This is a genomic window from Pseudobacillus sp. 179-B 2D1 NHS, assembly GCF_045370945.1.
GTDB lineage: Bacteria > Bacillota > Bacilli > Bacillales > Domibacillaceae > Pseudobacillus.
In genome coordinates this window covers 1-15,002 of the sequence record NZ_JBIQDP010000018.1, presented here as the reverse complement: position 1 = coordinate 15,002, position 15,002 = coordinate 1, and the positions used below count along the sequence as shown (strand labels likewise).

The following is a 15,002-nucleotide window of genomic DNA, read 5'->3' as shown; positions in this document are numbered from 1 at the left end:
CTAGTGACTGTATATTGTAAAATGAGGATAAGTCACTTTTTTCCTCGCCGCAGCAGCTTCCGATGGGCACGTACGCTCATTATATAGTAGAGAAAGCTAATGACGAGGAGGAGGCCGCTTCCGTAGAGCCATAACTCCTGCTGAAAAAAGCTGGTTACAGCCGTTAGAATGAAACTGAGCAGGATAAAAAATAAGGCATCGCGTTTTTTAGATAATAAAAAATCATGCTCAAGCCGATTATGCTCATGACGCTGTTTCCATTCCCGATATTTTCTCGGCTCATCCAGCGTTTGCTGAATTTGCCGTGGAATGGACAACAAAGGGCGAACAGATTGCATAAGCAAGTTGATGGCCGTCCGGTCAGAAACAGGACCAGGCTCAGGGTTTTCCTGTAGCCATTTAAAAATAAGCGGCTTGCTGACCTCCAGTAGGTCGACGTCAGGGTCAAGGATATATAAGATGCCGACGAACGTAGAAACAGCACGGCCAAAAAAAGCAAACTCGCTTGGCATTTGGATAGGTTGATCCTTTACTATTTTTTCAATATCAGCTAACAGCTGTTTCATTAAAAAGTCGTCTGTTAGCGAAAACGTATGTTTTGTATAATGACCTACGAGTGTCTGAATAATATTTTTCAATAATTCTTTGTCTGCTCCAGGAAGCAGGAAGCGCAAGCTTTCTAGGGCGGAGACAACTTGATCATAATCCTCAAGGATAATTCCTTCTACAAGCTGGCGCATGTAAGCAGCGTCATTCCGTTGAATTTCGCCGATCATTCCAAAGTCAATCAAAATGATCGTTCCATCTTTTCTGACTAAAATATTGCCTGGATGAGGATCAGCATGAAACTTTCCTTCTTGAAGAAGCTGTTCTAGAAATATTTCTACAAGCCGGGCGGCTAAGTTCCGGCGGTCGATCCCATTTTGTTCAAGGAACTTTAAATCGGTTATCCGCGCACCCTCTATCCATTCCATCACAAGTACTTTTTTCGTTGAATATTCTTCATAATAAAAAGGAACACTTATCTTATCAAATAATTCATAGCGTTTTTTAAAGTACAACCCATTTTGCGATTCTTTTAGAAAATCGAGCTCTTGGCTGATCGTTGCTTCCATTTCCTGATATAAGGCTGGCAAGTCCGTTTGCTTGCCGAAGGGGGTAAAAACCTCCGCCAGCCACATGACGATGCGGACAGCTCTAAAGTCAGTTGAGATAATCCGGTCAATTCCCGGCCGCTGAACTTTGACGGCAACCGTAGTCCCGTTCGGCAGAAGGGCCTTATACACTTGCCCGATAGAAGCGGAAGCGACAGGCTCCTCATTGATTTGCTGGAGCATGGAAGTATAGGATTTATTCCATTCTTTTTCCATTAAAGCCTTCGCTGCTGACCAGGGAACACTAGGTACCCGATCAATTAAGTCTTCTAACTCTTCGATAAAAGCTGCTGGCATAATATCCGCTCGCGTGCTTAAAAACTGCCCAAGCTTAATTAATAGCCCTTCTAAACGCAGAGCCGTTTCCCGATATTCGGCTGCCTGGCGCTTCAGCAGCGCTTCCCATTTCTGATTGGTTCTACTTGTCCAGCGTTTTCGGTATCTTTTGTGAAAGAAAGTTACTTGCAAAAAGAACTTAACTGCCATTGTTATAATAATAAACATGCGGTAAAGAGAGAATTTTTTCATAAATTTTCTTCCTTTCCGGCTAAAGTGTTTATCCTCATTTTAAATCAATAGATTCTGCTCTGTACAATAATTACTATAAATGTTATCACCAAGGAATATAACTTGTTTTTAGTACCAAGTAATAAATTTATTGACAAGTGTGAAAATAAAGTGATACGATTGGCCCTAGTTGAGAAGGTGTCAGTCAGTCGATAGTTTATAGATAAGATACATTTGAAAAGAGGGATAGCACATTGAAAGAGCTTCAATCATTCGGTTGGTATGCTGCTCGTGTAGCACCGCATCTGCCTAAAAAAGCATTCAGCCCTGTTCCCGGGCGTCTTTGGGGAGGACTAGCCTATCTGGTTATTGTCGTATCGGGGATTTTGACGATTAGTTTAACCGATTTTAACATATGGCTAAGCTTAGCTATTTCTGTGATATTAGGTACTTCTTTTGCAGCTATGGGATTTCTGGGACATGAGATTCTGCACGGAACGGTCGTAAGAAAAGCCTGGCTTCGCGAATTAACAGGAGGGATTGCTTTCTTTCCGCTAAGCACCGGGCCGAAGTTATGGGTGAAGTGGCACAATATGACACATCATCGCCATACGCAGGATGAGGAGAAAGATCCGGATGCCTGGCCAACGATTGAACAGTTTTCAAAAGCTAAAATATTAAAACCTTTTTATCGGCTTCCGCTGTCACTGCGAGGGTTTTTAGGGATGGCCTTTTTAGCGATAACTTTTACGATGCATTCTTTAAGAATGTTTAAGCGCTTTGTAAAAGAATTTAACCGAGAAAAGCGCTTGTCAGTTTGGATGCAGCTGCTGTTTCCTTGGCTTACATGGATCGGGCTGTTGCTGTTAATCGGGCCGTTAAAGTGGACATTTGCTTTTCTGCTTCCACTCTTGATTGCCAATTTTATTGTCATGGCCTATATTGCAACGAATCACCGCTTAAATCCGCTCGTCCCTGTTAATGATCCGCTTGCTAACAGTTTGACAGTAACAGTACCCAAGTGGGTAGATGTGCTGCACTTTAATTTTTCATATCATACAGAACATCATTTATATCCGGGAATGAGTTCAAAATATTATCCGCTCGTCAAAGCGGAGCTTAAAAAACGCTGGCCGGAAAGATACCATGAAATGCCGATGATTCAGGCGCTTGCTGCTCTTTATAAAACACCGCGGCTGTACAGTAATCAAGTGGAGCTTGTAGATCCTGTCGGAGGAGACACTTATGGGACGCTTGGTCATGGACTGAATCCTTCCGATATCAAGCCGAAGGAAGCCGATTCAGTTTCCGCAGCAAAAAAAGATGCACCACGTTCTATGACAGTGAATGAATAGACAAGCCTGATCTCCATAAAAAAGGAGATCAGGCTTGTTGGCGTTAGGAAACAATTAATTGTAAAGGGAAAGCTTTTATTTCTCGGCTGTCGCCTTTACAGAGGAAGTTTATAAACATCGGAATCAGGGAATACATGGTTGACATTTCGGTATTTCTCAAAGAAAAGAGGTCACTATGCTTGATTCGATGCTATTTCATCTTATGATGATTGGATTGTTGGGGATCATTTCTCAATGGATTTCCTGGCGTTTTCGGCTTCCGGCCATTGTCATTATGTCAGTAGCAGGACTGATCGCCGGGCCTGTGCTTGGTCTAATCAATCCAGAAGAAGATTTTGATCAGCTATTTAAACCCGTTGTTTCCATAGCGGTAGCTATTATTTTATATGAAGGCAGTTTAAATTTGAATCTTCAAGAAATCAAAGGTCTTAAACAGCCAATTATCCGGATTATCACCCTGGGAGCATTGCTTGCCTGGATTTTTGGCTCACTTGCTGCTCGCTATGTTGCAGGCTTGTCATGGGCTGCTGCTCTCGTCATTGGTGGTTTATTCGTTGTTACGGGACCGACTGTCATCTTGCCGCTATTGCGCCAGGCAAAGTTAAAACAGCGGACAGCGGCGATATTAAAATGGGAAGGTATTATTGTAGACCCGCTTGGTGCGCTGCTAGCAGTGTTTGCTTTTGAAATTATTAAAGTCTTTACGCACAGCGAGTTTCACCTCACGGCATTATTTATCTTTTTTGCTGCTTCATTATTCGCCGTGCTGCTCGGCTGGACACTCGGCAAAGGTATTGGGTTAATGGTAGAAAAAGGAGCGATACCCGAATTTTTAAAAGCTCCATTTGTATTCGTATTGGTCATTGCATGCTTTACCATATCGGATGAACTCATGCATGAAACAGGCTTGCTCGCTGTTACAGCTATGGGAATGACAATGGCTAACATGCCAATATCTTCTATAAAAGATATGAGGCATTTTAAGGAAAACGTATCGATTTTACTTATTTCCTCCATCTTCATTATGCTGACAGCTTCTTTGTCACTGGATGTCCTGGTGCAAATTTTTGACTGGCATATTTTACTGTTTGTCGCTCTCATGCTCTTTGTCGTTCGCCCTTTATCCATTTGGATATCCACTATTGGAACGGATTTGACAGCGAAAGAAAGAGGGCTTGTGGGCTGGATTGCTCCACGGGGAATTGTTGCCTTGACAGTATCGGGCTATTTTGCCGATTCACTTCTTAGAGCCGGTTACGAAGATGCTCGTATTGTAACTTCTCTCACGCTCGCCCTAGTGTTTGCCACTGTGTGTGCCCATGGGTTTTCAATTAGCTGGTTGGCAAAAAGGTGGAAGCTGGCTGTTGATTCTCAACCAGGAGTATTAGTTGTTGGCAGCAACGATTTTACAGTCGGGCTGGCTGTGGCATTGAATGAGGCAAATGTGCCTGTGTTAATCGTTGATGAGTCATGGAGGAGACTGCAAAAAGCAAGAGCGGCGGGCCTTTCTTTTTATCACGGTGAAATTTTGTCAGAACAGGCCGAATACGAAATGGACCGTACTCCCTATGAATACATGATAGCTGCCACGGATGATGATGCATACAATGCCTTGGTTTGTAACACCTTTGTGTCAGAAATGGGAAGAAACAATTTATTTCAATTGAGCGCTGATACAGATCGCCAGCTTGCTTCAGGAGACTATAGCCACGCGATTGGAGGAAGCATTCTATTTTCCGAAGAGGCTACCTGGGGAGAGTTGAATAAAAAGCTGAAACAACATTATATTTTCCGGAAAACCGAGCTGACAGCCCGGTATAGCTATGAGCAATATGTGAAGGAGAGGGCAAGAGAGACTATTTTGCTACTTATATTAAAGCCGGATGGAAAAGTATTATTTTATGTAAAAGACAATAGTCCGAAAGGAGAAGAAGGGGATATCATTGTTAGTCTCTCTCCTCCTGCAAGAGAAGGATGCAAGAAGCAGCAGAAGAGCTAAAAAGCTGCCTGGTTGTCAGCCAGGCAGCTTTTTAAGAGCTTACATAAAAGATAGAATAGTGCTTTTATCATTAACGCCAGATGGTCTCAGCGAAAGCGCTTGTTAAGATGAAAAGAATGGGGTGGCTTTTCATCTAGGCTGAAGCCCATCTTGCAGACGTTACAAAATAGGAATTCTAAACAAGGTTATTTTTTAGCGGAAGCAGCTTCAGGCTGCAGCATGGTGCCCTTTTCCATATAATTCAGATGCCAGGAGAAAGCTTTATTCAACACATGAGGGGTTTGGCCTCCATATGTTAAAGCCTCTTCAAAATAAGCTGTCATCTGTTCTTTATAAGCTGGGTGCATGCAGTTCTGGATAATGAGACGAGCACGCTCCACGGGGGAGAGTCCGCGCAGATCCGCATACCCTTGCTCCGTTACTAGAACATCCACATCATGCTCCGTGTGGTCTACGTGGGAGACGAAAGGAACAACACTTGAAATATCTCCATTTTTTGCGATAGACTTTGTTACAAAGATTGCCAGCCGGCTGTTGCGGGCGAAGTCTCCTGAACCGCCAATTCCGTTCATCATTTTTGTGCCGCAAACATGGGTGGAATTCACGTTTCCATATATATCTGCTTCTAATGCTGTATTAATGGAAATAAGTCCTAGCCGGCGAATAATCTCAGGATGATTGGAGATTTCCTGCGGCCGCAGCACAAGCTGCTCTTTATATTGGTCAAGCTTTGGAAAAATAGTTTTCATCTTTTCCTGCGACAGAGTAATTGAACAGCCTGAGGCAAAGCGGGCTTTCCCGCTGTCCAGCAAATCAAACACCGCGTCCTGTAACACCTCTGAATAGATTTTTAGATTTTCAAACTCAGAATCAATTAATCCGTGCAGCACAGCGTTGGCAACAGAGCCAATTCCTGATTGCAACGGAGCCAATTGGTTAGTAAGTCGTCCCGCTTTAATTTCTTCACGCAAAAAACCGATTAAATGATCGGCTATAATGGCCGTTTCTTCATCTGGCGGCACAATCGTTGAAGGAGAATCTAGCATATTTGTTAAAACAATCCCTCTAATTTTATTCATGCTCACTTTCAGGCTGGATGTACCTATGCGCCCCTCAACAGACGTTAAAGAAATTGGTAAACGCTTTCCTTGTTCACCCACTTCATAAATATCATGCATTCCCTCAAGTGCAGCAGGCTGCGCAAGATTTAATTCGATAATAATGTTCTTTGCTTTTTCCAAGAAAATAGATGAGTTTCCTACAGAAGTAGAAGGAATAATATTGCCTTCTTCCGTAATGGCAACCGCTTCAATAATGGCAAAATCGATTGGATTCAAGACCTCAGAACGCACCATTTCAGCCACGTGTGATAAATGCTGATCGGTAAAGAGCAGCTCTCTTTGATTGATTTTCTTTCGCATAGAAGCATCCGCTTGGAAAGGTAGCCGTTTATGTATAATGCCTGCTTCTGCCATCATTTTATCAATATCTGACCCAAGAGAGGCACCAGTATATACATCCACTTTGAAGTTTTCATCTTTGGCTCGGTCAACTAATGCCATCGGCACTGCTTTTGCATCGCCGGCTCGTGTAAATCCGCTTAAACCAAGAGTCATGCCATCTTTAATCCATGAGGCTGCTTCGTCTGCTGAAACAATTTTCTTTCGCAGTTCTTCACTGCGCAGCTGTTTAGTGATACGTGAGTTCATTAAAATTCCCCCTTTGCCACTTTTTATAATTCTAGCAACCTTCCTGCGTCTACTCATTCGTTTTTGCATGAAAAGCCTTTAAAAAGCGACAAAGCAGAAAAAAACGTACATGAAGCAGAAGTTAATAATTCAATGCTTTTCGGAAGGAACTGGAGTATGTTTGGCTAACAGGAATCTTTGTCCGATCTTTCATAACGAGCAAAAAAGTGGAGTGGGAGTCCGGCTGAATTTCTTCTATGAAACTAACGTTGACAATATATGAACGATGCACACGGATAAATAAATCGTTTGGCAGCATAAACTCAAGCTCTGTTAAGCTCATTTTATGATAGCCTTCTCCGCCGATCGCTTGTACTTTTGTTTTTCGGTTTTCCGCCTCAAGATAAACAATCTTTTCATAAGAAACCGGATACCAGCGGTCTTCAGCTTTAATTGTAAAAAACTTTGCTGCAATCGGAGAAGGCTTTGCTGGAAAGATAGTTGTAACGGCTCCTGTGACTTGTGCGCCGTTAAATAATGGGATAGATATGGCATAGTAAGGTATTCCATATACATCGCTATTAATGTATTCCGAAATTTCATGTCTGTTGGCAATGGCTTTTGCTGCTCCGCTGCCTTCTTTATAGGGCTCTCCGGGACGAATGCGCAAATCAATCAGCTTGCTTGGCTCGTAGTAGATAAACTTTTCTGAATCGGCTACTGCAATAGATGTATGCGGCGGTAGAAACTCTTTCATTACATTCATAATAGATGTGACAGTCACATGATCCACAGGTTACACCTCATCTCTTTAATCGTTTATACTAATTATCATAACAGGCTTATTTTTAAGAGGAAAGGAAGCTGAAAGAAGTGAAGGGTAAAACGAATGCGATGCGCATACTTGATAAAGCTGGACTAACATATGAGACGTATGCTTACGATCCTGCCGACGGAAAAATTGATGGTCTATCCGCCGCGGAAAAGATCGGCAAAAGCGAAGACAGCGTATTTAAAACACTCGTTACAATTGGAACGGATAAAGAAATATACGTATTTGTCATACCGGTTGCTGAAGAGCTTGATTTGAAAAAAGCCGCTAAAGCAGCGGGGGCTAAAAAGTTGGATATGATCCCTGTAAAAGACATTCAAAAATATACGGGCTACATAAGAGGTGGTTGTTCACCGATTGGCATGAAAAAACTATACCCTACTTTTTTGGATCGGCGCACTATTTCCCGGGAAAATGTTATTGTTAGCGCTGGCAAGATCGGCAGGCAAATGGAATTAAAAACAGGCGATTTAATCACGATTACAAATGCAGTGACAGAACATGAAATCATAAAATAAACCAACCTAAGTAGCAACTAACAGCTGTTTCTCCGTTGGCAGCCTGCTCTATATGTCACATAGACAAATGCCCTTGCATATAGTGAGAGAGGACCATTCTTAAAACTGATACAAAGAGGTGCAAAAATGAGCAGGAATGTGATTCGTTATTTTGCGAGGGGAAATACGGCAAAAGGACTGCACAACCTTCTTGATTCAAATCTACAAGGGCTAAGGCAAGTCTTCCTCGTGGACGGAGGCACACCGGCAGAGAGAGCGGCTTGTTTTAAGCAGCTAGCCGATCAGCTGATGGCGGAAGGAATAACTATGGAATTGTTGCATTGTCCGGGAGATCCTGACCAAGTGGAGGGAATCATTGCAACGAAAAAACAAACAGCTATTTTAATGAAGCAGTTGGCGCCATCTATTTCCGGCCCGCATGTACATGAGGTGAGAATTCCAGAGCAGGCATCTGTGCCGGCAGATAAGGAACGAGAAATAATGGGATTAGCAGAGCAGGAAGAAATCGCCCGGCAAAATGCTTATGCTTGTTTCCGCAAAGCCTTGGCTGTCCATGATGAGTGGGAAGACATTTATATTCAACAGCTGAATAAAAAAAGAGCCAATGAGTTAGCAGATGAATGGATTGCCCGCTTGATTCCAAGTCTTTCTGACAATGGAGGCGGCCTCATTAGACACCGCTTTTTAGGAGCTGCTACACCAAAAGGAGCGGTGGACTTTATTGATAACTTAACAGAGGGCCTTGCTAAAAGATATTTTATTAAAGGCCGTGCTGGAACGGGCAAGTCAACGATGTTAAAAAAGATCGCTTCCGCCGCTGAACAGAGAGGATATGACGTAGAAATGTATCATTGCGGCTTCGATCCCGCCAGTATCGATATGGTAATTGTACGTGAACTCAGTTTTGCTATTTTTGACAGCACAGCCCCGCATGAGTATTTTCCAGAGAAAGCAACTGATAGCATCATTGATTTGTATGAAGAGATTGTGGCAGAGGGCACGGATGAAAGGTATGCGGCTGAAATTCAAGAGATTGCTGGGCGTTACCGGATGCTTATGAATAAAGGTACGGCCTATTTAGCTGAAAGTAAAAAGTGCAGAGAAAAGCTGCAGGCTTGCTATCCTGAAATGGAGAGCCATCACATTTTGACTAATATATGCGAAGAAATTAGATCAAAGCTATAAAGATACTGCTATATAATATTCAACAGATGTCCCTGACGCTAGAAGCGTAAGGGACATCTGTTTGTTGATTACTCTGCCCACAGAAAACGGCCGATCAGCTGGTCTACTCTTTTACTTTCATGCAGGCCGCTATGATTAAGGCTAGGGTCTGTTATAACGGCGTGATGAAAGTTTGAAGCTGGTACAATTTTATTTAAGCTAAGGGCACTATCCACAGAAACAAGCTGATCTCCTGAACTAGCAATGGCCATCACTTGTACATCGGAGGGGAAATTTTCTTTTTGTTTAAACAGTTTTTCCAGAGCTGCCGATTGTGGCATTAAGTCCATTGCTGCCGGCCCTGAGTTTCGATTTAAATAACTTCTATCTTTTAATCCTGAAAACGGACTACCGATTACGACTAATTTGCTAATGAATGGGTAGCCGGTTTTTTTGGCATATTCCTCAAGAAATTTAACAGAAACGATGCCCCCCATTGAGTGGCCCACGATGTTTACTTCTTCAAATTTATATTTTTCACGTAAGGTATGCAGGGCTTTGGACAACCAATAGGCTGTATTTTCAAAGCTTGCCCGATTGTTGTCGAAGATCAGTTGAACGAACAGCCGACTGCTTGAGGAGAAACGGCCTGTTTCATCACAGAGTACTTGGCTGTCAGCTGTTACACGGCAAACGATTGCTTTTTTGCCCCACTGTTGTTCGTTTTCAAAGCGATTCAGCATAGAGCGGAAAGAGACAGCCGTTCCTTTATACCCATGTACAAAAACTGTCACATTGGGAGGAGGAGTATTTATCTTAGAATGGACTGTGAAGGTCCCATAACCGATAAGAATGATAAGAGAAACAAGCAGGGAGGCTATGATTAATCTATTTCGCTTTGTCACAAGCTGCAATCTCCTTCTTAGATGGTTTTCTTTAGCTTTCTTCATTTACAACAAGGATATTCAAGTGTTTTTTATTATACAGAAAATAAAAAGCTATCGATGTGAAAATAATGACAGGAACATGAAAATAGATCTCTAATATAAAAAGTAAGGAGGTCGTTAGAATGAAAGAGAAGGTAAGCATATGTAAAAGGTGTGGAAAAGTCCTTTACTGTCTAGACGGATTCTTTAATGGTGTAATAAAAGATGATGGCTCTGCTTGTTGCTTTGAATGCATTGAACAGGAGAAGAGAAAGCAGATATGAAGGCTTCCTATAAAGATAGGAGGTCTTCATCGCGCCTATCTGACGATGAAGACACTGGTGTTGCAAATTTTATATATCTTTCGTAGCTACATCTTTAATTTCCCGGCGTGCTGCATAAAGATTCACAGCGATCGTTTTCAGAATTCCATATGTAGGGATGGCCAATATAACCCCCCAAATACCCGCAATATTACCAGCAGCTAAAATTAAGGTAATAACTGTAAGCGGATGGATGTCGAGCGCTTTTCCCATGACATTTGGGGAAATCAAGTTTGATTCAATTTGCTGGGCAATCAGCATAACGAGGGCGACCCAGATAATCATTTGTGGATCTTGAATCCAAGCGACTAGCAATGCCGGTGTTACTGCAAGATAAGGCCCAAGGAAAGGAATCACATTAGTTGCCATGCCGATCAGCGCCAAAATTAATGAATAATCCAGGCCGATGATTAAGTAGCCGATTAATAACATGGTGCCGACAAGAAAGCTAACGAGCAGCTGACCTTGGATGTAGGATTGTAAGGTTTCATCTAAATCTTTTAACGTCCGGAGGATCCATTGCCGGCGGTGACCTGAAAAAAAGTTAGCTAGAAAAGGCGCAAATCTTTCTCTATCCTTTAGCATATAAAATAGGAAAAATGGAACGAGTACGGTTAAGAACACCGTTTGCAGTAATCCTTGCAAAAAGTTAATTAACCAAGTACCAAAAGCCATTGCCCAATCTTCCACTTTTCCTTCTGCGTCTTCAAGGGATTGAATCGCAAATTGAGGAAGACGTTCTTTCTCATTCATTAAATAATTGATGGCATCTTCTGCAACTTGAACCATCTGCGGCGTATTTTTTGCCAGTCTTGCCCCTTGCTCATTCACAATTGGGCCAATCAGCGCAAATAACACCCAAAAAGTGATAATCAACAGGAGGAATACGCTCAATATCGAAGCCCATCTTGGCAGTTTCTTTCCTTCCAGCCAGTTAACGACAGGGCGCGTTAAATAAAACAGGACCCCGGCAAGAACAAGAGGTAAAAATACGGTTTTCATAACAATGACTAGTGGATTGAAAATATCATTTATTTGTCTGAACAACAAAATAATAATCAGGACCAGCACAAGTGCAATTCCTGTTTGAAACCATGTTTTATTGACCACTCAACTTTACACTTCCTTCCGCTCTTTAAAGCTGCTATTCACATTATACAAATATTTACTAGAATAAAGAAACCGCCAATGTGAAATAAAAAACACACACTTTCATACGAAAGCATGTGCAAAAGTGTTTCATTAAAATAATAAATGTGCCATACCCGCGACAATTGGCAGGGAGATAAGCGTTCTTAATAAGAAAATAAAAATTAAGTCTTTAATAGAAACCGGGATTTTCGTTCCAAGAAGAAGGCCGCCGACTTCAGACATATAGATAAGCTGGGAAACAGAAAGACTGGCAATCACAAAGCGGGTTAACTCACTTTCAATGCCTGATCCGATAATAGACGGCAAGAACATATCGGCAAACCCAACAACAATCGTTTCCGAGGCTTCTTGAGCAAACGGCACTTGCAATAATTCTAATAATGGAATGAATGGCAGGCCAAGCCATTGGAAGAATGGAGTGGTTTCAGCAATAATTAAAGCAATCGTACCGATCGCCATTACGATTGGGGCGACCCCGAGCCACATATCGATTACATTTTGCATCCCATCTTTCACGACAGCTGACGGTTTGTTTCTTTCAGCTTGAGCAACCGCCTGTTCAAAACCATAACTAAATGGTGTATAGCCCTCCGGAATACTTTCATCATCATGTTTTCTCACTTCGTCATTTACAAACGTATCCATCTTCTTAGAAAGAGGAGGGATGCGCGGTAAGATTAAAGCACAAGCGATCCCTGCCAAAATAACGGTTCCGTAAAAAGGAAGGAAATAGCGGGCTAATCCGACTTGGTTAATCACGACTAAACAGAATGTAACCGATACGACAGAAAACGTCGTGCCAATAATAGCGGCTTCTTTCTTTGTATAAAACCCTTCTTCATATTGCTTGCTTGTTAAGAGGACACCAATGGTCCCGTCACCAAGCCAGGAAGCCAGACAGTCAACCGATGAGCGGCCGGGAAGCTTGAAGAGAGGGCGCATCACTTTGGTTAGAGAGTAGCCAAAGAACTCCAGCAGTCCAAAATTGAGTAACAGTGGCAATAACAAGCCAGCGAATAAGAAGGTAGAAAATAGAATCGGCAGGAGTGAATACAAAAGCATGCCGCCTGTATTTTCGGAATGCACCCATTCAGGTCCAAGCTTATAAAGGGTCATCACAGCAAATATGGCACCGATGATACGTACGAGAGCCCAAACTGGCGCCACATCAAACAATGAAGCTAGAAACGGAGAACGGCGGACAAACGCCGGGCGCGTAGTCTTGACAAAAATAGTACCCACAGCCGCTAATACGACCAAATACGTCATAATCGTTGGGATGACATTGCCCATAGCTGACTGCAAAGAATTAGATAAAATAGCAATAGGAATAGTCAGCTCTCCATCAATCGGCACAGGCGTCATAAAAAAGAAAACTCCTATTAAGGAAGGAATAACAAAACGTAAAATACTAGATAAAGAGCTTCTAGAAGTAGTAATTTCCATTCAATACATGTTCCTTTCTATGTATATGTTTGTATAAATATTAATTATTTTTAAATTTTATACATAAGTGATTAAAAATGCAACCCCCTTTATTATTATTCAAATATACAAAAGATTCAAACCTCCCTTCTGAATATAGCATAAACAAAAGGGTATGAAAACGTTTTTATTCAAAAATTTACTAATATTGAATAATAATTGGAAGGGTAGCATATTTAAAAATATTCATTTTTAAATATGCAAAAATGTGAAAGCCAAAGGAGTTTTTTATAACTCTCTATCTGGAGCTAAATAAAAAGGGACAGATAAAAAATTCCTATTGAAAGCCAAAAGAGAAATCTATGTTAAAATGACTGAAATGAGAAAATTTAAAGAAATATCGGGATTTTTTATCCATGTTCTGAATAGGTATGTTAAAATAATTCTTAAAATTCAATTAAAGAAGGGGAAAAATGTGAGTAAAGCCTTAACAAAAATAAAAGTAGAAGACATCGTAGTGGCAAATCAAACATTAAAAGACGTCGTGATCAAGACGCCGTTGCAAAAAAATGAATTACTCTCTGCCCGTTACGGGTGTAATATTTTCTTAAAGAGAGAAGACCTACAGGTCGTTCGTTCATTTAAATTGCGCGGTGCGTACAATTTCATTTACCATCTTCCACCGGAAGAACGAGCGAAAGGAGTCGTCTGTGCGAGCGCTGGTAATCATGCGCAAGGAGTTGCTTTCTCTTGCAACCAGTTAAATATTAAAGGCGTCATCTTCATGCCGTCCACAACGCCAAGACAAAAGATCTCCCAAGTTAAGCGGTTCGGTGGCCAAAATGTTGAAGTCATTTTAACTGGCGATACATTTGATGATTCATACGAAGCAGCCATGGAATATTGCACGAAAGAGGGGATGGTCTTCGTTCATCCATTTGATGCTTATCCAACGATTGCTGGACAAGGAACGGTAGGAGTAGAAATTATGAATGAAGCTCCTCAGCCGATTGATTATGTTTTTTGCTCCATTGGAGGAGGCGGTCTCGCAGCAGGCGTTGGTTCTTATATGAAAAGCATTAGCCCTCACACTCGCATGATCGGTGTTGAGCCGGAGGGGGCCGCAGGGATGAAAACCTCGCTAGCCCAGGATAAAGTAATTGCTTTGGAATCAATTGATCCATTCGTTGACGGGGCAGCAGTAAAGCAAGTAGGTCACTTAACGATGGAAGTGTGCCGTGAAGTGATTGATGATATCGTTGTTGTACCGGAAGGGAAAGTATGCACGACGATTTTGAACTTATACAATGAAAATGCGATCATCGCTGAGCCAGCTGGAGCCTTGTCTATTGCCGCTCTTGATTTTTATAAAGAGGAAATCAAAGGGAAAAATGTCGTTTGTGTCATTAGTGGAGGCAACAATGATATTGATCGCATGCAGGAAATTAAAGAGCGGTCGCTTATTTATGAAGGCATGAAGCACTACTTTATCGTTAACTTCCCACAGCGTGCTGGCGCCTTACGTGAATTTATGCACGAAGTTCTTGGTGAGCATGATGACATTACACGCTTTGAATATACAAAGCGCACGAATCGTGATGAAGGACCGGTTCTCGTAGGTATCGAACTGAAATCAAAAGTAGATTATTTGCCGCTCATTGAACGCATGCAGCAAAAAGGTTTCCCGTATATTGAAATTAACAATGATCCATTCCTATTTAATTTATTGATTTAACTGCCGATATGCACGCCGGCCCAGGGGCTGGCGTGTTTTTTCGAAAAAAGCAATTAACTTCCGGATAACTGTTCTCTATTCCAGATAAAATTATTTTTGATAAAGCCTGAGCAAAACAAGAGGATGACCTATTTGGTCATCCTCTTGTCAGTTTGTCGACAAAAGGGGTTCGGAATAGTCTTATTCCGAACCCCTTTTGATTTTTCGGTAGTTTTAAAGCCATT

General features: G+C 41.8%; 11 protein-coding genes. 5 read left to right on the top strand and 6 right to left on the bottom strand.

Translation table 11 applies throughout. The features are described 5' to 3' along the window. Nucleotides 1-32: 32 nt before the first annotated feature. Nucleotides 33-1,682 carry an ABC1 kinase family protein gene (locus ACH0BF_RS16930; RefSeq protein ID WP_406909838.1) on the bottom strand — a complete coding sequence of 550 codons (1,650 nt, stop codon included), beginning with the start codon at nucleotides 1,680-1,682 and terminating at the stop codon, nucleotides 33-35. A gap of 233 nt (nucleotides 1,683-1,915) precedes the next feature. Here ACH0BF_RS16930 and desB point away from each other — a divergent pair, with 233 nt between their 5' ends. Then, entirely contained in the window at nucleotides 1,916-3,016 is a 1,101-nt protein-coding gene (gene desB, locus ACH0BF_RS16925) for a Delta(10) desaturase DesB (RefSeq protein ID WP_406909836.1), read from the top strand. Between the two features lie 175 nt (nucleotides 3,017-3,191). Beyond that, nucleotides 3,192-5,015: a cation:proton antiporter gene (locus tag ACH0BF_RS16920; RefSeq protein ID WP_406909834.1), complete on the top strand. Its 1,824-nt coding sequence runs from the start codon at nucleotides 3,192-3,194 to the stop codon at nucleotides 5,013-5,015. A gap of 185 nt (nucleotides 5,016-5,200) precedes the next feature. On the opposite strand, the gene scpC is transcribed toward ACH0BF_RS16920, so the two are convergent. Continuing rightward, the gene (gene scpC / locus ACH0BF_RS16915; protein ID WP_340851925.1) at nucleotides 5,201-6,724 is read right to left on the bottom strand and encodes a succinyl-CoA:acetate CoA-transferase ScpC; all 1,524 of its coding nucleotides are present in this window, start codon (nucleotides 6,722-6,724) and stop codon (nucleotides 5,201-5,203) included. Nucleotides 6,725-6,845: 121 nt separating this feature from the next. Then, nucleotides 6,846-7,496: a LytTR family DNA-binding domain-containing protein gene (locus ACH0BF_RS16910; protein WP_120035407.1), complete on the bottom strand. Its 651-nt coding sequence runs from the start codon at nucleotides 7,494-7,496 to the stop codon at nucleotides 6,846-6,848. Nucleotides 7,497-7,597: 101 nt separating this feature from the next. Here ACH0BF_RS16910 and ybaK point away from each other — a divergent pair, with 101 nt between their 5' ends. Further along, complete coding sequence (gene ybaK, locus ACH0BF_RS16905; protein WP_406909884.1) at nucleotides 7,598-8,053, top strand: Cys-tRNA(Pro) deacylase; 456 nt, start codon at nucleotides 7,598-7,600, stop codon at nucleotides 8,051-8,053. 126 nt (nucleotides 8,054-8,179) lie between these two features. Further along, entirely contained in the window at nucleotides 8,180-9,238 is a 1,059-nt protein-coding gene (locus ACH0BF_RS16900; protein WP_406909831.1) for a hypothetical protein, read from the top strand. Nucleotides 9,239-9,306: 68 nt separating this feature from the next. Here the strand turns inward: ACH0BF_RS16900 and ACH0BF_RS16895 are convergent, their stop codons facing one another. From ACH0BF_RS16895 to ACH0BF_RS16885, 3 genes are all read right to left on the bottom strand, one after another. Continuing rightward, nucleotides 9,307-10,122 (bottom strand): alpha/beta fold hydrolase, encoded by an 816-nt coding sequence (locus ACH0BF_RS16895; RefSeq protein ID WP_406909829.1) that lies wholly within the window; start codon nucleotides 10,120-10,122, stop codon nucleotides 9,307-9,309. Nucleotides 10,123-10,496: 374 nt separating this feature from the next. After that, nucleotides 10,497-11,576 (bottom strand): AI-2E family transporter, encoded by a 1,080-nt coding sequence (locus tag ACH0BF_RS16890; RefSeq protein WP_340851930.1) that lies wholly within the window; start codon nucleotides 11,574-11,576, stop codon nucleotides 10,497-10,499. A gap of 132 nt (nucleotides 11,577-11,708) precedes the next feature. After that, nucleotides 11,709-13,064, bottom strand: a complete 1,356-nt coding sequence (locus ACH0BF_RS16885) for a YjiH family protein (RefSeq protein WP_120035401.1) — start codon at nucleotides 13,062-13,064, stop codon at nucleotides 11,709-11,711. 454 nt (nucleotides 13,065-13,518) lie between these two features. Between ACH0BF_RS16885 and ilvA the strand changes: the two genes are divergently transcribed. Next, a complete protein-coding gene (gene ilvA / locus ACH0BF_RS16880) occupies nucleotides 13,519-14,778 on the top strand; it encodes a threonine ammonia-lyase IlvA (RefSeq protein ID WP_406909827.1) in 1,260 nt (419 codons plus the stop codon). The last annotated feature ends 224 nt before the right edge of the window (nucleotides 14,779-15,002 follow it).

Excerpts from the sequence above, each read along its gene's own strand:
- ACH0BF_RS16930 (WP_406909838.1), bottom strand. The coding sequence starts at position 1,682 with ATGAAAAAATTCTCTCTTTACCGCATGTTTATTATTATAACAATGGCA.
- ACH0BF_RS16920 (WP_406909834.1), top strand. The coding sequence starts at position 3,192 with ATGCTTGATTCGATGCTATTTCATCTTATGATGATTGGATTGTTGGGG.
- scpC (WP_340851925.1), bottom strand. The coding sequence starts at position 6,724 with ATGAACTCACGTATCACTAAACAGCTGCGCAGTGAAGAACTGCGAAAG.
- ybaK (WP_406909884.1), top strand. The coding sequence starts at position 7,598 with ATGCGCATACTTGATAAAGCTGGACTAACATATGAGACGTATGCTTAC.
- ACH0BF_RS16900 (WP_406909831.1), top strand. The coding sequence starts at position 8,180 with ATGAGCAGGAATGTGATTCGTTATTTTGCGAGGGGAAATACGGCAAAA.
- ACH0BF_RS16885 (WP_120035401.1), bottom strand. The coding sequence starts at position 13,064 with ATGGAAATTACTACTTCTAGAAGCTCTTTATCTAGTATTTTACGTTTT.